The sequence below is a fragment of the Thermomonas sp. genome (assembly GCF_029945965.1).
Classification (GTDB): Bacteria; Pseudomonadota; Gammaproteobacteria; order Xanthomonadales; family Xanthomonadaceae; genus Thermomonas.
Genome location: NZ_JAQSDO010000015.1, coordinates 613,833 through 635,775, shown reverse-complemented (window position 1 = coordinate 635,775; position 21,943 = coordinate 613,833). Strand labels below are relative to the sequence as shown.

18 protein-coding genes are annotated in these 21,943 nt (G+C 61.1%); 10 read left to right on the top strand and 8 right to left on the bottom strand.

Annotation, left to right across the window (positions count from 1 at the left end):
* Nucleotides 1-88: 88 nt before the first annotated feature.
* Nucleotides 89-475 (top strand): outer membrane protein assembly factor BamE, encoded by a 387-nt coding sequence (gene bamE, locus PSV05_RS09225; RefSeq protein ID WP_300065445.1) that lies wholly within the window; start codon nt 89-91, stop codon nt 473-475.
* Here bamE and PSV05_RS09220 read toward each other — a convergent pair.
* Together PSV05_RS09220 and PSV05_RS09215 are read right to left on the bottom strand one after the other, a co-directional pair.
* The gene (locus PSV05_RS09220; protein ID WP_300064333.1) at nt 472-747 is read right to left on the bottom strand and encodes an RnfH family protein; all 276 of its coding nucleotides are present in this window, start codon (nt 745-747) and stop codon (nt 472-474) included. The two genes, bamE and PSV05_RS09220, sit on opposite strands and share 4 nt — an antisense overlap.
* Nucleotides 744-1,205, bottom strand: coding sequence for a type II toxin-antitoxin system RatA family toxin (locus tag PSV05_RS09215; RefSeq protein WP_300065443.1), 462 nt, complete (start codon nt 1,203-1,205; stop codon nt 744-746). The genes PSV05_RS09220 and PSV05_RS09215 overlap by 4 nt, the downstream gene beginning before the upstream one ends.
* Before the next feature lie 80 nt (nt 1,206-1,285).
* Between PSV05_RS09215 and smpB the strand changes: the two genes are divergently transcribed.
* Nucleotides 1,286-1,813: an SsrA-binding protein SmpB gene (gene smpB, locus PSV05_RS09210; protein ID WP_300064331.1), complete on the top strand. Its 528-nt coding sequence runs from the start codon at nt 1,286-1,288 to the stop codon at nt 1,811-1,813.
* Between the two features lie 25 nt (nt 1,814-1,838).
* Here the strand turns inward: smpB and PSV05_RS09205 are convergent, their stop codons facing one another.
* A complete protein-coding gene (locus PSV05_RS09205; RefSeq protein ID WP_300064329.1) occupies nt 1,839-4,049 on the bottom strand; it encodes a CHASE domain-containing protein in 2,211 nt (736 codons plus the stop codon).
* 247 nt (nt 4,050-4,296) lie between these two features.
* Here PSV05_RS09205 and PSV05_RS09200 point away from each other — a divergent pair, with 247 nt between their 5' ends.
* Entirely contained in the window at nt 4,297-4,743 is a 447-nt protein-coding gene (locus PSV05_RS09200; protein ID WP_300064327.1) for a hypothetical protein, read from the top strand.
* Nucleotides 4,744-5,042: 299 nt separating this feature from the next.
* On the opposite strand, the gene PSV05_RS09195 is transcribed toward PSV05_RS09200, so the two are convergent.
* From PSV05_RS09195 to PSV05_RS09180, 4 genes are all read right to left on the bottom strand, one after another.
* Nucleotides 5,043-8,189, bottom strand: coding sequence for an efflux RND transporter permease subunit (locus tag PSV05_RS09195; protein WP_300064325.1), 3,147 nt, complete (start codon nt 8,187-8,189; stop codon nt 5,043-5,045).
* Nucleotides 8,186-9,679, bottom strand: a complete 1,494-nt coding sequence (locus PSV05_RS09190; protein ID WP_345782249.1) for an efflux RND transporter periplasmic adaptor subunit — start codon at nt 9,677-9,679, stop codon at nt 8,186-8,188. Before PSV05_RS09190 ends, PSV05_RS09195 begins: the two co-directional genes overlap by 4 nt.
* Nucleotides 9,676-10,995 carry a TolC family protein gene (locus tag PSV05_RS09185; RefSeq protein WP_300064323.1) on the bottom strand — a complete coding sequence of 440 codons (1,320 nt, stop codon included), beginning with the start codon at nt 10,993-10,995 and terminating at the stop codon, nt 9,676-9,678. Before PSV05_RS09185 ends, PSV05_RS09190 begins: the two co-directional genes overlap by 4 nt.
* Before the next feature lie 85 nt (nt 10,996-11,080).
* Nucleotides 11,081-11,314: a hypothetical protein gene (locus tag PSV05_RS09180; RefSeq protein WP_300064321.1), complete on the bottom strand. Its 234-nt coding sequence runs from the start codon at nt 11,312-11,314 to the stop codon at nt 11,081-11,083.
* A 912-nt stretch (nt 11,315-12,226) separates the two neighbouring features.
* On the opposite strand from PSV05_RS09180, the gene PSV05_RS09175 reads away from it, so the two are divergent.
* The 7 genes from PSV05_RS09175 to PSV05_RS09145 all read left to right on the top strand — a co-directional run bounded on the left by PSV05_RS09175 (nt 12,227) and on the right by PSV05_RS09145 (nt 20,819).
* The gene (locus PSV05_RS09175) at nt 12,227-13,966 is read left to right on the top strand and encodes a copper resistance system multicopper oxidase (protein WP_300064319.1); all 1,740 of its coding nucleotides are present in this window, start codon (nt 12,227-12,229) and stop codon (nt 13,964-13,966) included.
* Nucleotides 13,963-15,219, top strand: a complete 1,257-nt coding sequence (locus tag PSV05_RS09170) for a copper resistance protein B (protein WP_300064317.1) — start codon at nt 13,963-13,965, stop codon at nt 15,217-15,219. The genes PSV05_RS09175 and PSV05_RS09170 overlap by 4 nt, the downstream gene beginning before the upstream one ends.
* Before the next feature lie 11 nt (nt 15,220-15,230).
* Nucleotides 15,231-15,953 carry a cytochrome c gene (locus PSV05_RS09165; protein ID WP_300064315.1) on the top strand — a complete coding sequence of 241 codons (723 nt, stop codon included), beginning with the start codon at nt 15,231-15,233 and terminating at the stop codon, nt 15,951-15,953.
* A gap of 52 nt (nt 15,954-16,005) precedes the next feature.
* Complete coding sequence (locus PSV05_RS09160) at nt 16,006-16,500, top strand: DUF305 domain-containing protein (protein WP_300064313.1); 495 nt, start codon at nt 16,006-16,008, stop codon at nt 16,498-16,500.
* 68 nt (nt 16,501-16,568) lie between these two features.
* A complete protein-coding gene (locus tag PSV05_RS09155) occupies nt 16,569-16,967 on the top strand; it encodes a heavy metal-responsive transcriptional regulator (RefSeq protein WP_300064311.1) in 399 nt (132 codons plus the stop codon).
* Nucleotides 16,964-19,354 (top strand): heavy metal translocating P-type ATPase, encoded by a 2,391-nt coding sequence (locus PSV05_RS09150; RefSeq protein WP_300064309.1) that lies wholly within the window; start codon nt 16,964-16,966, stop codon nt 19,352-19,354. Before PSV05_RS09155 ends, PSV05_RS09150 begins: the two co-directional genes overlap by 4 nt.
* Before the next feature lie 310 nt (nt 19,355-19,664).
* Nucleotides 19,665-20,819, top strand: coding sequence for a hypothetical protein (locus tag PSV05_RS09145; RefSeq protein ID WP_300064307.1), 1,155 nt, complete (start codon nt 19,665-19,667; stop codon nt 20,817-20,819).
* 104 nt (nt 20,820-20,923) lie between these two features.
* Here the strand turns inward: PSV05_RS09145 and PSV05_RS09140 are convergent, their stop codons facing one another.
* Nucleotides 20,924-21,871, bottom strand: coding sequence for a DUF4396 domain-containing protein (locus PSV05_RS09140; protein ID WP_300064305.1), 948 nt, complete (start codon nt 21,869-21,871; stop codon nt 20,924-20,926).
* Nucleotides 21,872-21,943: the final 72 nt, after the last annotated feature.

The window sequence follows — 21,943 nt, the reverse complement described above, 5'->3', positions numbered from 1 at the left end:
GAACGCGGGCCATGGCGGTCCATACGGGCGCCGTGATGCATGGCTTAAGTGTATCATCGCGCAGTCCTTACACAGCCCCCTGATGCCCATGCGCAAGCTGCTGCTCGTCCTCCTCGTCGCCTTGATCACCAGCGGTTGCGGCGTGCTCTATCGCCAGCCGATCTACCAGGGCAACCTGCTCGACAAGACCGCCGTGGACCAGTTGCAGGTCGGCATGGACAAGCGCCAGGTGATGATCGTGCTGGGCACGCCATCGATCCAGGATCCGTTCCACCATGATCGCTGGGATTACACCGCCAGCCGCCGCACAGGCCGCAGCGGTGCCCCCACTGTCAAGAACATGACCGTGTGGTTCGAAGGTGACGCACTCACCAAGTGGGAAGGCGACTATTTTCACGAAGATCAGTCCGATCTGGCCAAGACCATGTCGCGCTTCGGCAACCTGGCCAAGGACAAGAAGAAAAACCGTCGCTAAGGCGAAGGCGATTTTCCGCTGCGTTGGGCGCGCAACCGGCGCGCCTGTTTAGGATCGACCTGCAAGCCACGCAATAACTCGACGCGATCGCCATCGTGCAATGGTGTTGACTGCGTGGCAGCAACGCCGAATACGGCCAGCCCGATGAGTTCCTGGCCTAGGGACCAGCCACAGGCCAGCAGCGCATCGGCCACGCTCGCATCATTGGCAAGTTCGACCACGGTCGTTTCGCATCGGCTCGGCCATGCGCGGATCAGTTCGGCCCTGATCATCCGTTGCTCTTGCCGGCCTCGGAAATGTTTGTCGCGCATATGTCCGCCTCGCGCACGAAGTCGTCGACCATGCGATCAGCCAGGCCTTGCATGCCCAAGGCCAACGCTGGCGCGAGCAGTCGGCTCTGTGATTCGAAGTCCAACTTCAGGCTGACCTTGCACGCGCACTCGTCCAGGGCGTGGAACTGCCATCGCCCCTGCAGCCGCTTGAACGGGCCATCACGCAGATCCATGTCGATATGGTGCGGTGGCGACAAGGTGTTTTCTGTGGTGAACCAGATGCTGAAGCCACCGAGGCCGAGGTCAAGTCGCGCGGTCAGGTGATCTTCCCCCTTTTCAAGCACCTGGGCTTCATTGCACCAGTCGAAGCGGCGTGGATAGGCCGCCACGTCGTTGACCAGGGCGAACATGCGGGCGGCTGAATGCTCGACCAAAGCGCTGCGGATGATGACGGGCATGGCGTGGCGGGAATCCTTCAGATGGTTCGGCATGGCTTCCATCGCACAGAATTGCAACCGGATCGGCGACAATAAGCGCAATGAGCAAGCAAGCGCACAAGGATAAGGCAAACGGCAAGGACGCGAAGGCGTCGGCCAAGGCACCATCGATCAAGATGATCACGCTGAACAAGCGCGTTCGCCACGAGTACCACCTTGAGGACCGCTTTGAGGCGGGTCTGTCCCTGCAGGGCTGGGAACTGAAATCGATCCGCGCCGGGCGCGCCAATGTCGGTGATTGCTACGCGATCATCAGTGCCGGCGAAATGTTCCTGGTTGGCGCGCAGATCACGCCGTTGATCTCGGCTTCCACCCACGTGGTGGCCGAAGAAAGGCGCACGCGCAAATTGCTGCTGCACCGGCGAGAGATCGACGTACTGATGGGCCGCGTGCAGCGCGACGGTTATACGGTGGTGCTGACCGCGCTGTACTGGAAAGGCAACAAGGTCAAGGCCGAAATTGCGCTTGCCAAGGGCAAGCAGTCCCACGACAAGCGCGACGCGAGCAAGGAACGCGACTGGAACCGCGAGAAGCAGCGGACCCTGCGCAAACACAACAAGAACGCCTGAAACCTGAAGTCGACTTGGAATTCGATCAGCCCATCACATCCGGTTCTGGCGGCGATGGTTCACCCAAGGTGAATTGGAAGGTTGCGCCCTGCCCGACCGCGCCTTCGGCGCTGATTTCGCCACCATGGCGCTCGATGATGCGCTTGACCGACGCCAGCCCGATGCCATGTCCAGGAAACGCATCCTGGCTGTGCAGGCGCTGGAACGGGTGGAACAACTTGTCCGCATAACCTGCATCGAAACCGGCGCCGTTGTCGCGCACGAACCATCTCGGCTTGCCATCCTGGCCTGGCGCCATGCCTACCTCGATCCATGCGCCGGGCGTGTCGCGGGTGAACTTCCAGGCGTTGCCCATCAGGTTGTCGAGCAAGGTCAGCAGCAGTGTGCGGTCGCCCTGCGCGTGCATCCCAGGCTGGATACGTACATCAACCCGGCGCTGCGGATCGGCATCGGCCAGGCTCGCAGCGACCTCCTTGGCCAAGGAGCTCAGGTCCACTTCGGCCATGCTAAGACCGGTCCGGCTGATCCGCGAAAGCTTGAGCAAGGCATCGATCAATTCCGCCATGCGCGCGGTGGCCTTGCGCACACGACCCAGGTAGTCGCGGCCGGTTTCGTCCATCGCATCGGCATAGCGTTCGCCCAGGATGCGGCTGAAGCCCTCGATCGCCCGCAATGGCGCACGCAGGTCGTGGGAGACGCTATAGGCGAATGATTCCAGTTCCCGGTTGGCATCGCTCAGCTCGCGGGTGCGCGCCGCCACCCGCGACTCCAGCGTGCGATTGAGCGACTTCACCGCGGCCTCGGCACGCACGCGTTCGCTCACGTCCTCCATCTGCACGAGCCGGGCGATATCCCGATCCGGGTCGCCTGGCACCGGCGAGATGGTCAGTTGCACATGACGTACCTCGCCATCCTGCCGATGCAGCGTGCGGGTGATGCGCGCCACGCCTCGTCCATCGTCTAGCAAGGCATTCATCTGCGTGGTGCGCAACTGCTCATCGCCTCCGTCAAGCAGGGACACCAACGACCGGCCGAGCAAGTCCGGCTGGCTTCGCCCCAGGATCGCGTTGAACGCCGGATTGGTGTCGACGATGTTGCCAGCCTTGTCCAGCAGCGTCTTGCCGATCGCGGAATATTGCATCGCGCTGCGGAAACGCTGCTCGCTGCGGCGGTATGAGGCCGTCATGTCGGCCGCAAGCCGCTGCGCGCGCGCTTGCGTGGAAACCAAGGTCCATATCAGGCCGAACAGCAAAAACGAGACCAGACCGCCGGCGACCAGCATGTTGTTCAACGACGCCAATTGCGGCGCCGCTATATTCTGCGGTCCCGAGAAGAAATCGAGGCGCCAGCGACGTCCGTACATGCTCAGCGACAGGTTATGAGTGAAGGCGTTCACCTTGCCGATGCCAGGATCCGCATACAGCACGACCTGGGCCGGATCAGTGACATCGACAACCCGCATGTGTTCGCTGGTCCTGGCTGGCGCAATGGCACGTTCAAGCATCTGCGCGATATGGAACGGCGAGTACACCCAGCCGACTATCGATGTCCGTCGTTGGGCTGGCGTCGATGGCACGAACTCGCCTGCATACACCGGTGTGTACAACAGCAAGCCCATGGTTGGCTTGCCATTGTCCTGGACCAATTGCACCGCGCCGGTCAGCTGAACCTCTCCGGATTCCATGGCGGCCTGCATCGCACGCTGGCGGATCGGGTCCGAATACATGTCGAATCCCACCGCAATCTGGTTTTCCGGCGTGTGTGGCTCAAGGTAGATGATCGGTCCGTAATGCGGACGCACGCCGTGCGGGCGGACGTCCAGCAAACCTCCGCCAGCCTCGCGAATCTGCAGTTGCATGCGCATCAGCTGCGACTGGTCGGCGTATGCGGCGAACCCGAGCCCGATCAGCGAAGGAAAATGTTCATCCAGCGCGAGGCCATCGGCGTAGCTGCGCCACTGCTCCGCCGATGGCCATTTCAGTGCCGCAAACAGGGACGCGCCACCACGCTGGGTCAATGCATAACTGGTCATCCGCAACTCGACCAGCGACGCCAGCTTGCCAACTGTTGCATGGAACTGCGCCTCGGCCAGCCTGAGTTCGCGCTCGCGTGCGTTGTTCCAGGCCACCAGCGCGAGCGCAGACGACACCAGAAAGATGGCAATGGCCATGACATGGCCGATGCGCCACCGGAAGACCTGTGCTTGCTGCTGCGTTTCGATACCGTCCGTCATCATTCGCGAAGCATAGCGGCTGCGCGTCAACGTGGTGGTCACGCCAGCAAAAAAACGAAATGGCCGCTTGCGCGGCGCGGCATCAATCAGCCGCCTGAGCCCGGCCGGGCTACACTCAACCTGACTATCAGATTAAAGCCGAACCTGCTCCGCGGCCTCAGCTTGAGGTGTGTTTGTACTCCAGCCGACTCGCCACTATGCAGGCCGGCTCAACCCAAGTATCAAGCGTCGCAGGAAAGGTTCAATCCTCATGCAATCACAATCTGGATTCGCAGGCATACCTGAGCTCAATGTGGCAATTTTTTCCTTTCTTCTCAATTTCGTCTGGGAGATGTGGCAAGTACCCTTTTTTTCAGTAACGCCGAGCGATCCGCACTGGGTTGGTGTCGTGGCCTGCACTCAGGCAACGTTTGGAGATGCCGCCATATCCCTTTTCGCATTCTGGTGCGTGGCAGCGGTCGCGCGATCACGCTCGTGGATCCTTAATTCGAGCCCTTCTCAGGTTGGGGCCTTTATAGCGGTGGGGGTGGTCATCACGATCATTCTCGAAGCTATGGCCACCGGTCCCTTGGAACGATGGAGCTATACGTCATCGATGCCAACGCTACCGGTTCTGGGAACTGGAATTGTTCCGCTACTCCAGTGGATCCTGTTGCCACCGTTGACGATTTGGTTTGTCCGGCGCCAACTCACATGAGGTGCAATGAGTAGATCACGAGCGCGCCGCCTAACAATGTATTCAAGGCGAGGCCGCTTTGCGGCCTCGCCTTGCGCACTTTATATGTAGAACAACGCTCGGCCGCTGCTACGGTTCCTGCTGGATGCTCGCTTTGGGCCTTTTGGCCAGAAATGGACCTTCCGCGTTTACTCACATCACGCCGTATTCCCCATCCTGATGAAACTTATGAGAACTCCAGCATCAGGAGTTCGACATGCCTGCATTACACAGATCAACTGACCATTCCCCTTGGAACAAAGCGGTGCTTCGGCCCTGAATCAGCCAGTCCGCTTTCGCGCCAGTTCGCGTCGTCGCAACCACCTGAACGCGGCCGGGATCACCAGCATCGATAGCAGTGGCGCGGTCAGCATGCCGCCGACCATCGGCGCGGCGATGCGCTGCATCACCTCGGAACCCGCGCCGGAGCCAAGCATGATCGGCAGCAGGCCAGCCAAGATCACCGCCACGGTCATCGCTTTTGGACGAACCCTTTGCAGCGCGCCTTCACGGATCGCCACGTCCAGCGCCGTCTCGTCAGCCTGCGGGTTAAGCGCCAGCTGGTGCTCCCAGGCGTGCCGCAGGTACAGCAGCATGATGATGCCGAACTCCGCGGCGACCCCGGCCAGCGCGATGAAGCCGATGACCGTTGCGATGGAGATCGCATGACCCAGCAGCCACACCAGCCACAGGCCGCCGACCAGCGCCAGCGGCAGGCTGAGCATGATCAGCGCGGCATCGTCGAAGCGGCCGAACACGAAATAAATCAGCAGGAAAACAATCGCCAGCGTGGCCGGCACCACCAATTTCAGTCGCTCCATTGCATGCTGCAGATACTCGAACTGGCCCGACCACGCCAGCGTGTAGCCGGTGGGCAGCGGCACCTGTTCGCCGATCGCGTGTTGCAGTGCGGCGACCTGCGCGGCCAGGTCCGAGCTATCGGTATCGACGTAGACATAGGTGGCTAGTTGCCCGTTTTCGCTCTTGAGCATCGGCGGGCCGCCGCTCAGGCCGATGTCCGCCACCTGTTCCAGTGTCAGTTGGCTGCCGTTGTCGGCCACGATGGGCATTGTGCGCAACGCAGCCAGCGAATCGCGCTGGCTGCGCGGATAGCGCAGCACGATCGGATAGCGTTCCAGCCCTTCGACGGTCTGGCCGATCGGCGCACCGCCGACGGCCATTGCAATCATCGACTGCAGCCGCGCCTGGCTCAGCCCGTATCGCGCCGCTTGATCGCGACGGATGTGGATATCCACGTAACGCCCGCCGGCGGCGCGGTCGGAGATCGCCGAGGTCACGCCATCGACGTTCCTGGCCACGCCTTCGATCTTCGATGCCAACCGTTCCAGTTGGCGGATGTCAGGCCCCAGTACCTTGATCCCGATCGGACTCTTGATCCCGGTGGCGAGCATGTCGATGCGGTTGCGGATCGGAAACACGAACAGGTTGCTCAGCCCCGGCACCTGCACCGCGGCATCCAGTTCGGCCTTGAGTTTCTCCATGGTCATGCCCGTGCGCCACTCGCTCTTCGGCTTGAACGTGATGGTGGTTTCGAACATCGTCAGCGGCGCCGGGTCGGTCGCGGTATCGGCGCGTCCGGCCTTGCCGAACACGTGGTCGACTTCGGGCACGGTCTTGAGCATGCGGTCGGTTTGCTGCAGCAGCTGCGAGGCCTTGCCAGCGGATAACCCGGGCAGCGCGGTCGGCATGTACAGCAGGGTGCCTTCATCGAGCGGCGGCATGAATTCGCTGCCCAGCCGGCTCCATGGCAGCAGCGCCGACAACAAGGTCAGGCTCGCGACCAGCAGCAACATCTTGGGCGCACGCAGCACCCAGGCCAGCAGCGGCCGGTAGGCGGCGGTCAGCGCGCGATTGATCGGGTTCGCATGTTCTGGGCGGATGCGGCCACGCACCAGATAGCCCATCAGCACCGGAATAAGTGTGATCGAAAGGCCAGCCGCCGCCGCCATCGCATAGGTCTTGGTAAAGGCCAGTGGCTTGAACAGCCGGCCTTCCTGCGCGCCCAGCGCGAACACCGGCAGGAACGACAGGGTGATCACCAGCAGGCTGGCGAACAATGCCGGCCCGACTTCGGCGACTGCGGTGGCGACCAGTTGCCAGCGTTCGCGCGTGTCGGGTTCCACGCGGTCGGGGTGTTCGTGTTGCCAGGCCTCGATGTGCTTGTGGGTGTTCTCGATCATGACAACGGCCGCATCCAGCATCGCGCCAATCGCAATCGCAATCCCGCCCAGCGACATCAGGTTGGCGTTGATCCCTTGCATGCGCATGACGATGAACGCGGCCAGCACGCCCAGCGGCAAGGAGATCACCGCCACCAAGGATGAGCGCAAGTGCCACAGGAACAGCAAGCACACCAGTGCGACGACCAGGAATTCCTCCAGCAGCTTGCGCGACAGGTTGTCGACCGACGCGCGGATCAGTTGCGAGCGGTCGTAGGTGGTGACGATCTGCACGCCTTCGGGCAGGCTCTTCTGCAATTCCTGCAGGCGCGTCTTGACCATGTCGATTGCGGTCAGCGCATTCTTGCCCGAACGCAGGATCACTACGCCGCCGGCGACTTCACCTTCGCCATCCAGTTCGGCGATGCCGCGGCGCAGGGTCGGCCCACGTCGGATCTGCGCGATATCGCCCAGCAGCACCGGAACGCCGCTGGCGCCGGTGGTCACGGGGATGCTCTGGAAGTCTGCGATCGAGGCCAGGTAGCCGACGCTACGCACCATCAATTCGGCCTCGCCCTGCTCGATCACCGAGCCACCGCTGGCACCGTTGGCGTCTCGAATCGCATTCGCCACCTGCGCAACGCTGACCCCGCGCGCAGCCAGTGCCTGCGGGTCCACCACAACCTGCCAGGCGCGCACCATGCCGCCGATGCTGGCGACCTCGGCCACGTCGGGCACAGTCTTCAGCCGGTAGCGCAGGAACCAGTCCTGCAGTGCGCGCAACTCCCCGAGGTCGTGCTTGCCGCTGCGATCCACAAGTGCGTATTGATAAATCCAGCCAACGCCTGTGGCGTCCGGCCCGAGCGCCGGATTGACCCCGTCTGGCAGTCGATCGCGCACTTGGCTCAGGTATTCGAGCACACGCGAACGCGCCCAGTACGGATCCGTGCCGTCGGCGAACAGCACGTACACATAAGAGTCACCGAAGAACGAAAACGCACGCACGGTGGTCGCGCCTGGCACCGACATCATCGTGGTCGCCAGCGGATAGGTGACCTGGTCCTCGACAATCTGTGGCGGCTGGCCGGGCCAGCTGGTGCGCAGGATGACCTGGGTGTCGGACAGGTCCGGCAACGCATCCAGCGATATGCGCGACAGCGAGATCACGCCGCTGACCGCAAGCGCGACCGCCGCCAGCAGCACCAGCAGCCGGTTGCGGATTGACCAATGGATGATGCGCGCGATCACGGGCGTGGTTCCGGCGGCATCGCACCCATGTCATGGCCCGCATGCGGATCGGGTTTGTCGGCCTTCGCAGGCTGTGCCGGCTTGGCCGGCATCGCGTCCATGGCATCGCCTGCGCGCGGATCGGGCGTGGCAGTCGCATCGGTGGACAGGCGATCCAGCGCGCCGGACAGGCTGGCCTCGGAGTCGAGCAGGAACTGCCCGGACACCACCACTCGCTCACCGCCGGACAGTCCGGAGAGAACCTCGGTGCGCCCGCCTGCGGAACGCCCGGTGGTCACCCGCACTGGCTGGAATCGGCCTTCACCCATTGCCACGATCACCCGCGCATCGCTGCCGGTCGCGATCAGAGCCTCGTCCGGCAGCAACGGGTGCGACCCGCCGGAAGTTCCGGCGAATTGCAGATCGGCGAACATCCCCGGTGCCAATTTTTGCCCCGGATTGGCAAGCACGATCCGCGCCATCTGCGTACGGTTGCCGGCATCAATATTGGGTAGCAGGGCCTCGACCTTGCCGTCGAAAATTTCACCGGGGAATGCGCTGACGCTGGCCGTCACCTTCGTGCCGGGCACGATGCCCGCGGCCTGCGCCTGCGGAATCGCCGCCTCCACCCATACGGTGTCCAAGCCATTGATGGTCATCAGCATCATGCCGGCCTGCACGCGCTGGCCTTCGCGCACGTCCAACTGGCTGACCACGCCATCGCGCGGCGCCCGCAACACCACGCGCACACCGCTGCCACGCAGGCTGCGGATCTGGCCTTCGTCCATGCCCAGCACGCGCAGGCGATTGCGCGCCGCGCCTTGCAGCGCACGCGCATCCGCGGAACCGGCACGGCCCAGCGCCAGGTATTCCTGCGCCGCCGCATTCCATTCCGGCGCGATCAATTCGGCAAGCGCCTGGCCTTTGCGCACGTGCTCGAACGGCGCGCGCACATGCAGGATTTCGATCACGCCATCCACGCGTGCGCTGACCGCATACGTTGCGCGCTGGTCCCATGCGACGCTGCCGGGCACGTGCGCGCCGCTCGACAGGCTGCCCATTTCGACGATCGCCGTACGCATGCCCAGGTTCTGCTGCGAGGCAGCCGACACCTTCATGCCACCGGTATTGGCAGCATCGGCCTGAGGGGCTTCCGGGTACTTGCCGACCAGTTGCATGTCCATGAACGGCGACTTGCCCGGCTTGTCGAAATGCTTGTCTGGCTGCATCGGGTCATACCAGTAGAGCGGTTCGCGTTTCGCAGGCGCCCCAGCCTCGGCATATTTCGGCACCAGCTGCATATCCATGAACGGCGATTTTCCCGGCTTGTCGAAATGCTTGTCTGGCTGCATCGGGTCATACCAATACAAGACTGGTTTGTCGCTTGATGCGCCTGCGGCAGGCATCACGTCATGACGCGTGCCGAGCCAATAGCCAGCGCCACCGACCAGTGCCAGTGCAGCGACGATTGCGGCGGCCAGAACCGCGGATTGTTTGCGGGAGCGATTCATTGCGCGATCTCCAGTTTGCGTGCAGTGCGGCGGTCGGATGAGTCGGTAGCTGGTAACAGGTAGGCGAGTTCCGCCCAGGCCTGGCCCCATTCGCCGAGCAGCGTGGCGTAGTCGATGCGGGTGTCGATCTCGTCGCGACGCGCCTCCAGCCAAGGCTGCAGGGGCGCGCCGCCGGAGTAGGCGGCCAGCGCGATGCGGCCGCGGTCATGCGCCAGCGGTAGCAACGTGTCGCGGCTGCGCATGACCTGCGAGCCCAATCCTTGCCAGCGTGCGAACGCCTTGCGCACGGCTTCGGCCTGCATGCGCCGCGCGTCCTCGCGGCTCGCATGGACGGCGGCAAGATCGGCGCTGCGCGCACTGATGCCGCGGTCCTGGCGGTTGCCGGGGAACAGCGGCAGCCCAACCCCGATTTCCAGCCAGACCACGTTGGAGCCACCACCACCGCGTTTGGCGACACCGCCACCAACGCTCCAGTCCGGCCGCTTCTCTGCACGTGCCAGTGCCAGCGCGGCATCGGCCGAGGCCTCGCGCGCGTCCCAGGCCAGTAGTGGACCCTGCTGGTCCAGGCGCGCCAGCAGTCGTGCTTCGGACATGGGTGCGCTGGAGAAATCCGGGGGTGCATCCGCAGCGTCTACCGCTGCATCGCCCAACCAGCGCTGCAGGCCGGCGCGTGCCTGCGCGATGCGTGCATCGGCATCATCGATGCGGTTCTGCAGTTCCAGTTCACTGGCGCGTGTGGCCAAGGCATCGCCGGCATTGCCGCCACCACCGGCCAGCCGCGCACGGGTGGCGCGTACCGCCAGCGCGGCCTGTCCTTGCAGGTCCTGCAACTGCTCGCGCTCGTGTTGCGCGGCCCACAGCTGCACCCATGCCTTGGCCGTTGCACGCTGGACATCGAGCGTGGTCGATACGGCGTCGGCGCTGGCCTGGTCGAACAGCGCGCGTGCCAGTTCGCGGCGCGCATTGCGTTTGGCGCGGGATGGCAGGGCCTGGCTGATGCCGATGCGCTGCATCGTCATCCGGTCCTGGTTGAGCGTGTAGGCGTCCGGTCCGCCAATCGGGAAATTTTGCACGCCAACGACGAGCGTCGGGTCCGGCAGCGCATCGGCGCGGGCGAGGTCCTCGGACCGCGCCTGGCGGCTGGCATCGCGCGCCAGCAGAATCGGCGCACGCTGCGTGGCTGCGGCCACCGCCTGATCAAGCGACATCGCCTGTGCGGCGACACCGCCCGGCGCAAGCGTGGCCAGCATCAGCATTACCAATGCGGTCTTGCGCGCTGCCAATGGCGCACGCAGGTAATAGGTTGAAACATCCATGGGGACTCCAGACCAACAAGACACACAGTCACGAAAACACCACCGCTGCAACGCAGGGCGGCGAATGATGGTGTGAAGTGGAGGCCTAGATCAGCAGGCGGCAGTAGCGCAGGCGCGTCGGTGGATCCGAGCGCGCGAACACATCGCCTGATCCGTAATCGCAGCTGCGCGTGAGGGGTGCCCGCACCAACGCATGCAGCAGCGGCGGCAACGCCAATACCGGAACCGGGGGAATGGTCGGGGTGCTGGCTGAAGTTGGATCAGGTGCGCAGTGCTTTTGGCAAACCGAATCCGGCTGCTGCCCAGGAGCCGATTTCATCCCCGCACAATCCTTCGCCATCGCGACCGAATCGGCCTGGATTTGCGGCATAGCGCAAACGTAAGCTGCCATCGCCACCTGCTGGAATAGCAGACTTGCGATTAACAACAAAGACGTGATGAGTCGCTGGCGGATGGGATGAGACATACGACAGCATGTTAGACCCAACGAGCCGGCGAGCAAGTTGATCTATGTCAATTTGAACCATTTAGAGTCCTGATCGAAAACTCTGTCCAAGATCCAGACTTTGGACGCGACATCAAAGCGCCTCGATATTGCACACATGGCTCTTTGGCGTAAGCTTCTGATCGAATGAAAACGCTTGGTCTCCTGCTGAGAATCGTCCTGTGCGCGAGCTTGGTCCTGAATGGATTTAGCCCTGCTGCGGCGAACTCTCGCATGCAAGGAATGACGCACGTGTCCAATTCGGACGATCACGTTCCTGTAGCGGCTGAAAGCTCACCCTCTGAGCCACCCTGTCATGGAGGCGCATACGTGGGGATGCGGCAAACTGCACAGGCGCCTGGACTGGTTGTTTCATCGGCGATCCAGCACCAGAAGCAAGAAACCCCTGCCCCGGATTGCTGCAAATCCGGCCATTGCCAATGCGCATGCCTCCACTACTTCCCAATCACGGCTTCGGCCGTGCTTTGGAATGTGACGACATGGAGGGTGGTGGCAGTGCGCTCGCTGACCACGACACACGCATCACCCACGCTCGCGAGATTGATTCGACCTCCAATCGCCTGAATGTCCTCGGCGCCTGAAGCGTCGACATACCCTCGTGTTGGTCAGCGCTGCGCGACCAACCACGATCGATCGCTTCCGACGCTTGCGTCGCTGGCTGTTTGGACATTCTCCGGAGATCACATGTCATCCCGATCAACATATTCGCCCCGCGATGGCGTTCTGATGCCTTCACGGCGGACATTCGTGCAAGGTCTTGCGTTAGGTGGCTCACTAGGCGCGCTGGGGCTCTTGCCACGACACGCCTGGGCTGGTTCAGCCGAACGCTCTGACCAGGCGCTATCTGCGCTCACCGGAAACAAATTCGACCTCGCCATCGGGCAAACACAGGTCAATTTCACCGGGCGCACCCGTACTGCCATCACCGTCAACGGAACGCTACCGGCTCCCGTGCTGCGAATGCGCGAAGGCGAGAGCATCGTGCTGCGCGTGCGCAATACGCTGCCCACCAGTACTTCGATCCACTGGCACGGCATCCTGCTGCCGACTGGCATGGACGGCGTACCGGGCCTGAGCTTCGACGGTATCGAGCCGGGTGAAACCTTTGAATACCGATTCGACCTCAAGCAAAGCGGCACTTACTGGTATCACAGTCATACGCGATTCCAGGAACAGTCCGGGCTGTATGGCCCGATCGTGATCGAGCCGCTTGAAGGAGAGAGATTTCCAACACAGCGCGACCATGTCGTGATGTTGTCGGATTGGTCGGATGAAGACCCCGAGACCATCTTCGGCAATCTCAAGAAGATGGCCGATTACTACAATTTCAATGAGCCAACTGCCATCGATTTCACGCGCGATGTTTCGCGCATGGGCCTCCGCAATGCGCTCGCGAAGCGCCGAATGTGGAACCAGATGCGGATGAGCCCAACCGATCTGGGCGACGTCACCGGACACGCTTATACCTACCTGATCAATGGCGTGACGCCCAATGACAACTGGACTGGACTGTTCTCACCCGGCGAAAAGGTGCGCCTGCGCTTCATCAATGGCTCGGCAATGAGCATCTTCGATGTACGCATTCCCGGCCTGAAAATGATCGTAGTCGCGGCCGACGGCCAAGACATCGAGCCAATCAGCGTCGATGAATTTCGCATCGCAGTGGCCGAGACCTATGACGTCATCGTGGAGCCCGACGGCGACCGGCCTTATACGCTCTTTGCACAATCCATCGACCGCCAGGGATTTGCTCGCGGGACGTTGGCGCCACGTCATGGGATGCAGGCTGATGTGCCTGCCTTGGACAAGCCCCAGTGGCTGACGATGACTGACATGATGGGCGCAATGACGATGACCATGGCAGGCATGGACATGGGTACTCCTGCGGGGAAAGGCATGGATGGCATGGCAATACCCGGCATCGATGGCGGCGGCAAGGATGCACCGATGGCGCACCATGCCCGCACCGAATATGGTCCGGGCGTGGACATGCGCGTGGACGCGCCGCGCACCAACCTGGACGACCCGGGCATTGGCCTGCGCGACAACGGGCGGCGAGTGCTTGCCTACGCTGACCTACACACCATCGGTGGCCCACTGGATCCGCGCCAGCCTGGGCGAGAGATCGAACTGCACCTGACCGGCAACATGGAACGCTACATGTGGTCCTTTGACGGGCAGAAATTCTCCGACGCAAAGCCCATCCATTTCCGCCATGGCGAGCGCGTGCGCGTGATCCTTTCCAACGACAGCATGATGCCGCACCCCATTCACCTGCATGGTCTGTGGAGCGAGCTGGAAAGCCCTTCGGGCGAATTCCAGGTGCGCAAGCACACCATCATGGTGCAGCCAGCGCAGCGCATCAGCTACCTGGTCAATGCCGATGCGTTGGGGCGCTGGGCTTACCACTGTCACCTGCTCTATCACATGGAAGCAGGCATGTTCCGCGAAGTGGTGGTGTCATGAGTGCGTTCGCGCGAAGACTCTCGGCGCCAGCTCTGACGGCGAATCTTGCATGCTGCTTGGTGATGGCCGTGCCCACATTGGCATTTGCACAGGCGACCGACCACACGCAGCACACACAATCGATGCCGGGCATGCAAATGCCGATGAATCCGCCGGCGAAAAAGGCAGCCGCGAAGCAGAAGCGGGCAGCCACCCCAGACGCACGAAACCCAACCTGTCAGCAACTTTTGGCCAAGGGCAAGCCCTCAAGCAAGCAATACGCAGCTCAATGTCTCGGGCAACCAAACAAAGACGGAAAGAAAAAACTAGCTCCTCCCATGGCACCCATGGATCACTCAAAAATGCAGGGGATGGACCACTCAAAAATGGAGGGAATGGATCATTCGAAGATGGAAGGAATGGACCATTCAACGATGGAAGGGATGGATCACTCCAAAATGGAAGGAATGGACCATTTGAAGTTGGAGGGAATGGATCACTCCAAAATGGAAGGGATGGATCACTCCACGATGGACATGGGAGCGATGAACATGCAAGGAGGCGCTCCCCCGCCAGATGCCCGCGACCCGGACTACTCCGATGGTGTCGACTACGGACCGATGCACGGCATGGACATGTCCGACAACGCAAAGCGCCTGTATGTCCTGTTCGACAATTTGGAACTTCGCGACAATGATGCAGGTACTGCCCAAGCGATCAATGCGCAAGCTTGGTATGGAGCGGATCGTCACAAGCTGTGGCTCAAACTCGACGGTGAACGCAGCGGTGGCCGCCTGGGTGCAACGCGTGCCGAAGCCCTATGGAACCATGCGATCGCGACGTACTGGGGTGCACAAGTCGGCGTGCGCCATGACATGGCTGATGGCCCCACACGGGATTGGCTGGCCGTGGGCGTGCAGGGCCTTGCGCCTTACTGGTTCGATCTCCAAGCCACGGCATATCTGGGGCAGTCCGGGCGTAGCGCACTGCGCGTGGAGGCGGATTACGAGTTGCTGTTCACGCAGCGATTGATCCTGCAGCCAAATGCCGAAGCCAGCTTCTACGGCAAGGACGATCCTGCCCGTGGCATCGGCTCGGGCCTGTCCGATCTGGATATTGGCATCCGGCTGCGCTACGAGATTACCCGCAAGTTCGCGCCTTACATCGGCGTCGTCTGGTCACGCAAGTTCGGAAATACCGCCAACTTCACCCGCGCCGCTGGTGAAGGCGCTCAAGACACCCAGCTCGTCGCTGGCATCCGCATCTGGTTCTGACGGAGAAACCCATGAAATCGCATACTTACCATGTCGTCATGACCTTCATCGTATTGGCCGTACTGGCTGCTGGCGCGGCCATATTCGCCTGGTCCGGTCTCTACAACATCGGCGCCGACGATCCACATTGGGCCCCCACCCGTGCCGCAATTGAGATGCTTCGCCATCGATCGATTGAAAGTCGCGCGCACGATATTCAGGTCCCCGACCTGGAAGACGCCAGTCGCATCCGCCTGGGTGCGGTGAACTACAGCGCAATGTGCACCGGCTGCCACCTATCACCCGGCGCAGACGACACCGAAATCCGCCCCGGCCTGTATCCGATGCCTCCAGACCTCAGCAAAGAGGTCGCGCTGGATCCGAAACACGATTTCTGGATCATCAAGCATGGCATCAAGCTGACCGCGATGCCGGCTTGGGGCAAGACGCACACCGACGAACAGATCTGGAACATGGTGGCCTTCCTGCAAAAGTTCCGTGGCATGACGCCAGCTCAATACGCACAGCTGGGCGGAAAGCCGCCGGCACAGGATGAGGATCACATGCATGAAGGCATGGATGGCATGAAAGGCATGACTGGTCACGGTGCGAGTGATGAGGCAGGGGCGGCTGCAAACTCACATGGCATGGATGCCGAGCAAGGGAGAATGCATACCCATGCGGATGGCACGCGCGAATCTCATCCGGTTTCGGGGACTGTAGATGCACACAAGGATGACGGCCATCCGCATTGAGCCGGCAAAGCCAGGCTCTGAGGATTCGGCCTGATCAATAGAGGACCATGCAATGACCAAATACATGAAGTTCGGCGCGATGATAGCGACCTCTACGCTAGTGATGTTCGTTCTGATGTATCTCAACACCTTCACCAGCGACCACGTGTTTTTCAGCGAAACCCGCCTCTATATGGCGTTCGTGATGGGCGCATCGATGGCGGCAGTGATGCTGTTGTTCATGCTCAAGATGTACGAGAACAAGTCGATGAACATCGCGATCCTTGCAAGCAGTTTTGCTGTATTCGCGTTATCGCTCTGGCTGGTTAGAAGCCAGCAGACCGTCGACGATATCTCCTACATGCGCGCAATGATCCCGCATCACTCCATTGCCATTCTCACCAGCAGTCGCGCCCATATCCGCGACCCTCGCGTGCGTGAACTGGCGGACGGCATCATCAAAGCGCAGGTACGCGAGATTGGTGAAATGAAGGGACTGATTGCTGATCTGGAGGCCAATCCGACCCCACTGGGGGCACCTGACCTTAAGTCGGTTCCAACGAAATAAACACTTGACTCTGGACTTTAGTTCAAGGTTAAAAATAGCCGGGATCACTCATCAACGGCTCATCCAGCATGAAAATCGGTGAACTCGCCAGGCGGTGCGACGTCAATATCGACACGATCCGCTACTACGAGCGGCAAGGCTTGCTGCCGGAGCCTGATCGCCAAGCGTCTGGCTATCGGCGCTACCAGATACCCGATATCGCGCGCCTGCAATTCGTGCGGCGTGCCAAGACGCTCGGATTCACGTTGGATGAAATCAGGGAGCTATTGGCACTCTCGGATCACCGCGAGGAAGACATGGGCGAGCTCAAGGCAGTCGCCGAGGCGAAACTTGTCGACGTCGATATCCGTCTCGCGGAAATGTCCCGAATCCGCGATGGCCTGCATCAGCTAATCCAGGTGTGCCCAGGGCATGGCGCTCTTGCGGCATGTCCCATTCTCAATGCCCTGTCGAGCGATAAATCATGACCACCAAAGACAACAGCAACCCGCCTGACCACAGTGGACAGGTTGCACCGAGTGAGAGGCACAAGGTCATTGATCCAGTCTGTGGCATGTCGGTGGATCCCGACAAAACACCGCACCACGCACAACACGGTGGGGACGCATTTCATTTCTGCTCGGCACGCTGCCTCGAGCGCTTTCAGGCTGATCCCGACAAATATCTGTCACCCAAGCTGTCCTCCAAAGGCAAGGAAGAAGTGCCTGTACCGCAGGGCACGATCTACACCTGCCCGATGCATCCGCAAATCCGGCAGGAAGGTCCTGGCGCGTGCCCGATTTGCGGCATGGCACTGGAGCCTGAGCTGCCCAGCGAGGACGACAGCGAGGCGAAGAACGAAATCACATCCGTAGGCCGCAAGTTCTGGACCGCATCATTGCTGGCGCTTCCCGTCGTCATCCTTGCCATGGCCCCGCACCTGGGACTTTGGCAGGCGCCGGCCTGGAGCCCGTGGGCGGAACTGGTGCTGGCATCGGTCGTGGTGTTGTGGGGCGGCTCTGCGTTCTTCAGTCGCTTCTGGACATCGCTGCGCAACCGATCACCGAACATGTATACGTTGATCGGCCTTGGCGTCGGTGTCGCTTATGGCTATAGCGTCGTGGCACTGCTGATGCCGGGCCTCTTCCCGCCTGCCTTCCGTGGCATGGACGGACGCATTGGCTTGTACTTCGAACCCGCTGCCGTGATCGTCGCGCTGGTCTTGTTGGGTGAGTGGCTGGAGCTTCGTGCCCGGCACCGCACCAGTGATGCGGTACGCGCCCTGCTCGGCCTGGCCCCTAAGACCGCACGCCGCATCGGGAAGGACGGCGACGAGCACGATGTGCCGCTGGAGAGCGTCGAAAAGGGCGACCGATTGCGTGTGCGCCCCGGCGAGAAGATTCCGGTTGATGGTGTCGTCATCGAAGGACGCAGCAGCGTCGATGAGTCAATGTTGACGGGAGAACCCATGCCCGTCGAAAAGACTGCCGATGATCCGCTTACTGGCGGCACCCTCAACCAGACTGGCTCGCTGGTCATGCAGGCGGAAAAAGTGGGCAGCGAAACGCTGTTGGCACAAATTGTCCAGCTGGTGGCAAATGCCCAACGCACGCGAGCGCCGCTGCAGCGGCTGGCTGATCGAGTCGCAAACTGGTTCGTGCCGGCAGTGGTACTGGCCGCAGTGCTTACATTTGCACTTTGGGCATGGTTGGGGCCAGATCCTCGGCTGGCTTTTGCCCTGATCAATGCGGTGGCCGTGTTGATCATCGCCTGTCCTTGTGCGCTGGGTCTGGCGACTCCAATTTCAGTCATGGTTGCGACCGGCCGTGGCGCGCAGATGGGCGTATTGTTCCGCGACGCTGAAGCAATCGAAACTCTGGAAAAAATCGACGTACTGGTTGTCGACAAAACCGGCACGCTCACCCTTGGCAAGCCGAAGCTGACCGATGTCGTGGCGCTTGGGGATGAAGACGACAACAAGATCGTCAGCATGGCTGCTGCGCTTGAGCGTGGGAGCGAACATCCGCTCGCAGCAGCAATCCTGGCAGGTGCCAAGGATCGCGAACTGTCACTTCCCGAGACTGCGAATTTCCAGTCGCATACTGGCCAAGGCGTAAGCGCTGAGCTGGAAGGAACGACCGCCGCGCTGGGAAACCGGGCCCTGATGGACGCCCGGAATATCAGTATCAATGATAGTGCCGCTGCTCAGGCCGACGCACTAAGGCGCGACGGCAAGACAGTGATGTTCCTGGCCATCAACGATGCGCTAGCGGGGTTGCTCGCGGTAGCAGATCCCATCAAGGACACGACCGCAGAGGCGTTGAAAGCGCTGCGTGCCGAAGACGTGGAAGTCATCATGTTGACAGGTGACAACGCGACGACGGCCAATGCCGTGGCCAAGAAACTTGGCATCGAACGCGTCGAGGCTGATGTACAGCCTGCCGACAAGGCACGCATCGTCGAAGAACTCAAAGCCAGTGGTCGGCGCGTTGCGATGGCGGGTGACGGCGTTAACGATGCGCCTGCACTTGCTGCAGCTGACGTTGGAATTGCCATGGGTCAAGGTACCGACATCGCGATGGAAAGCGCCAAGCTGACCCTGGTCAAAGGTGACCTAAGGAAGATCGTCCAGGCACGCGCGCTATCGCGGGCGACGGTCCGGAATATCCGTCAGAACCTGTTTTTCGCCTTCGTCTACAACACTCTAGGCATTCCATTGGCTGCCGGTCTGCTCTATCCATGGACTGGCTGGTTGTTGAGCCCAGTAGTAGCAGCACTTGCGATGAGCCTGAGTTCGGTATCGGTGATCTCGAATGCCCTACGGCTGCGCATCGTTCCACTGCCTCACCAAGAACCAGTATCGGAAAAAGCCTGATAGGCACGAGATTGGCTAACATTTCAGGTTCGAACTGCAATGGCCGTCATATGGGTCAGACTCCAGGAGCCTCCCGCATATGTCGGTTGTACTCAGACATCTACCTGAGGCTTAGAGCATGAATCGCGTGTCTTCCGAAGACTGTTCGAAACAGCTAGCCGGCTGCGCGATCGAATCGTTGAACAGCGAATGTTTCTGCATCACGCTCGACAAGACCGCACTGCGCAACGCTTTGCACTCGCAACTGCAAAAGCCGGATCTTTTCGAATTGATTGAGGCACGTTGTCCGCACCTGTTTGCCAGCAACCCGGTGTTCATTACCGCGACGCATCGCGAACGCATGGCAGAAATCGTTCGCACAGTCACTTCAGTTGTGGCGCTACCGGCATATCGGCAAGCCGTATTGGCCTCGGCACCCGACATCGCCCGTCATGATCCCGGTGGCGCCATCGGCGTTTTCTTTGGTTACGATTTCCATGTCACCGAAGGCAGACTCGGCCTGATCGAGATCAATACCAATGCCGGTGGCGCGATGCTCAGCATCGCGCTGGCACGTGCGCAACGCGCTTGTTGCAACCCGCTGCAAGACATGATCCCTGCGGCGGCAACGATGGAAGACGCCATCGTCGACATGTTTCTTCGGGAATGGCAGTTAAGCAATCGCAGCGCTCCCCTGCGTTGTATCGCCATCGTCGACGAAGCGCCTCAGCAGCAATATCTGTACCCAGACGTCCTGTTGTTCCAGGATCTTTTCCTACGCCATGGCTTCAACGCCATCATCGCCGATCCTTCAGAGTTGTCACTGCACGATGGCGTTCTTCGGCACGGTCAAACGATCGTTGATTTGATCTACAACCGGTTGACGGATTTTTCGCTGGAGGAGCCCGCCAACGCCGTCCTGCGCGAAGCCTATCTCCAGCACGCTGTAGTAATGACACCGCATCCTCAGGCGCATGCGCTCTACGCCAACAAACGCAATCTGGCGCTGCTGAGCGACGACCAGCAACTGCAAGCACTGGGTGTGCCAGCAGCCAGTCGCGACATTTTGTTGGCCGGGATTCCTGCCACTGAGCGCGTCGACCCGACCCACGCGGAGCGGTTATGGTCCGAGCGGCGCCACCTGTTCTTCAAGCCGGCTACAGGCTTCGGCAGCCGAGCCGCTTATCGCGGCGACAAGCTCACCCGACGGGTCTGGCAGGAGATTCTGGCGGGCGACTATGTGGCCCAGACGATTGTGGCGCCGGGTGAACGCGTCATCTCCAACCAGTCGCAGTTGCAGACGCTGAAGTTCGATGTGCGCAACTACGTCTACGAAGGCTCAGTTCAGTGGCTCGCTGCACGGCTTTATCAGGGCCAGACCACCAATTTCCGAACACTGGGCGGTGGCTTCGCACCGGTGTATGTCCAGTCAGAAGACGCCCCGAACAACGGGCCGACGACAGCCGAACCGAGCGGAATGGAATGACGTGCCGCTTAGCGAAGACAGTTGTTCCTACTGCATCGCTCTTGGCGGCCTACGCCATCCAACTAACTGACACGCAGTCCGGCTGATGGCGTTGACTAAGGAATTCATGAAAAACCGCCAAGGTATGCCACAACACCAAGACCTGTTCCAAACAGCAAGAGAGACAGCAGCGTCATGCCCGCAAGCGTGCGGCGCGACACTTGTCCAGTCTCAGCGTGTACGGCTTGAGCAACCGCATCTGATGCGGCACCTCTCATGGCATCCACGCCTTCGTGCGCTTCGTGGTTTTCGTGGCTGGTGGATGGACGCACGGTCATCATGCCGTGCTTCAAATGCCGGGAGACCAGCCACCAATTCATCGGATAGGCGGCTACGAATCCCACCAGCAACGACATCGACATCACAAACCAGAAAGCCGGTCCTGTTGGATCGTGCGCGCCATGGACGTATTTCATCGCCAGCACCATGGTTGGCACCATCCCGGCCATGAGCACGTTCATCGAAAGCAGCTCTGGGAAGAATGTTTTGCGCAGCGCGGCCTTGTATGAGCCCCCGACCTCGCCGCGCATGAACAACGCCTGGAAGATCGTCCAGCCAAAACCGAAACCAAGAACGTACTCCAAGGCGATATCCAACAGCCCCCCCAAATGCATCACGCTCGCAATGGCAGCTCCCGCAAGGATGCCGACACCATCGCCCGCCACGCAGTGCATGGTCGAGCCTAATACCTGCCGCCAACGTACCGCGGTATAGCGCTCATGCAGTCCCGGCAAAGGCTCGCGACAGCCCAGCACGTAAAGAAAGGCGCCCAACGGACCTGTGTACGCCGTAAGCAGAATGAATCCCCACTTGAGCACCACTGATGCCGGTGTCGACCAAATGTCGATGGCCACATACAGCACCGACAACGCAGTGAGCAGGAACCAGAGCAGCATGATGCCTTCTAGCATGATCGCTCTCCCAGAACGTCGTACTTCAATGATGGCTGAAACATCGGGCGTGTACCCATTCGTATTGGATCCGAAGGTCGCAGCGCTGCCGATGTCCGGCAACACCTCATCGTGGCGATCAGCGAACTGCTGCTAAAGCGCACCAGGCAGGGTTTGTCGGCATGACACATGGTT

Bases quoted from the DNA above. Each gene is read 5' to 3' on its own strand.
- bamE (WP_300065445.1), top strand. From the start codon at position 89: ATGCGCAAGCTGCTGCTCGTCCTCCTCGTCGCCTTGATCACCAGCGGT.
- PSV05_RS09220 (WP_300064333.1), bottom strand. From the start codon at position 747: ATGATCAGGGCCGAACTGATCCGCGCATGGCCGAGCCGATGCGAAACG.
- PSV05_RS09215 (WP_300065443.1), bottom strand. From the start codon at position 1,205: ATGCCCGTCATCATCCGCAGCGCTTTGGTCGAGCATTCAGCCGCCCGC.
- smpB (WP_300064331.1), top strand. From the start codon at position 1,286: ATGAGCAAGCAAGCGCACAAGGATAAGGCAAACGGCAAGGACGCGAAG.
- PSV05_RS09205 (WP_300064329.1), bottom strand. From the start codon at position 4,049: ATGATGACGGACGGTATCGAAACGCAGCAGCAAGCACAGGTCTTCCGG.
- PSV05_RS09200 (WP_300064327.1), top strand. From the start codon at position 4,297: ATGCAATCACAATCTGGATTCGCAGGCATACCTGAGCTCAATGTGGCA.
- PSV05_RS09190 (WP_345782249.1), bottom strand. From the start codon at position 9,679: ATGAATCGCTCCCGCAAACAATCCGCGGTTCTGGCCGCCGCAATCGTC.
- PSV05_RS09185 (WP_300064323.1), bottom strand. From the start codon at position 10,995: ATGGATGTTTCAACCTATTACCTGCGTGCGCCATTGGCAGCGCGCAAG.
- PSV05_RS09180 (WP_300064321.1), bottom strand. From the start codon at position 11,314: ATGAAATCGGCTCCTGGGCAGCAGCCGGATTCGGTTTGCCAAAAGCAC.
- PSV05_RS09175 (WP_300064319.1), top strand. From the start codon at position 12,227: ATGCCTTCACGGCGGACATTCGTGCAAGGTCTTGCGTTAGGTGGCTCA.
- PSV05_RS09170 (WP_300064317.1), top strand. From the start codon at position 13,963: ATGAGTGCGTTCGCGCGAAGACTCTCGGCGCCAGCTCTGACGGCGAAT.
- PSV05_RS09165 (WP_300064315.1), top strand. From the start codon at position 15,231: ATGAAATCGCATACTTACCATGTCGTCATGACCTTCATCGTATTGGCC.
- PSV05_RS09160 (WP_300064313.1), top strand. From the start codon at position 16,006: ATGACCAAATACATGAAGTTCGGCGCGATGATAGCGACCTCTACGCTA.
- PSV05_RS09155 (WP_300064311.1), top strand. From the start codon at position 16,569: ATGAAAATCGGTGAACTCGCCAGGCGGTGCGACGTCAATATCGACACG.
- PSV05_RS09150 (WP_300064309.1), top strand. From the start codon at position 16,964: ATGACCACCAAAGACAACAGCAACCCGCCTGACCACAGTGGACAGGTT.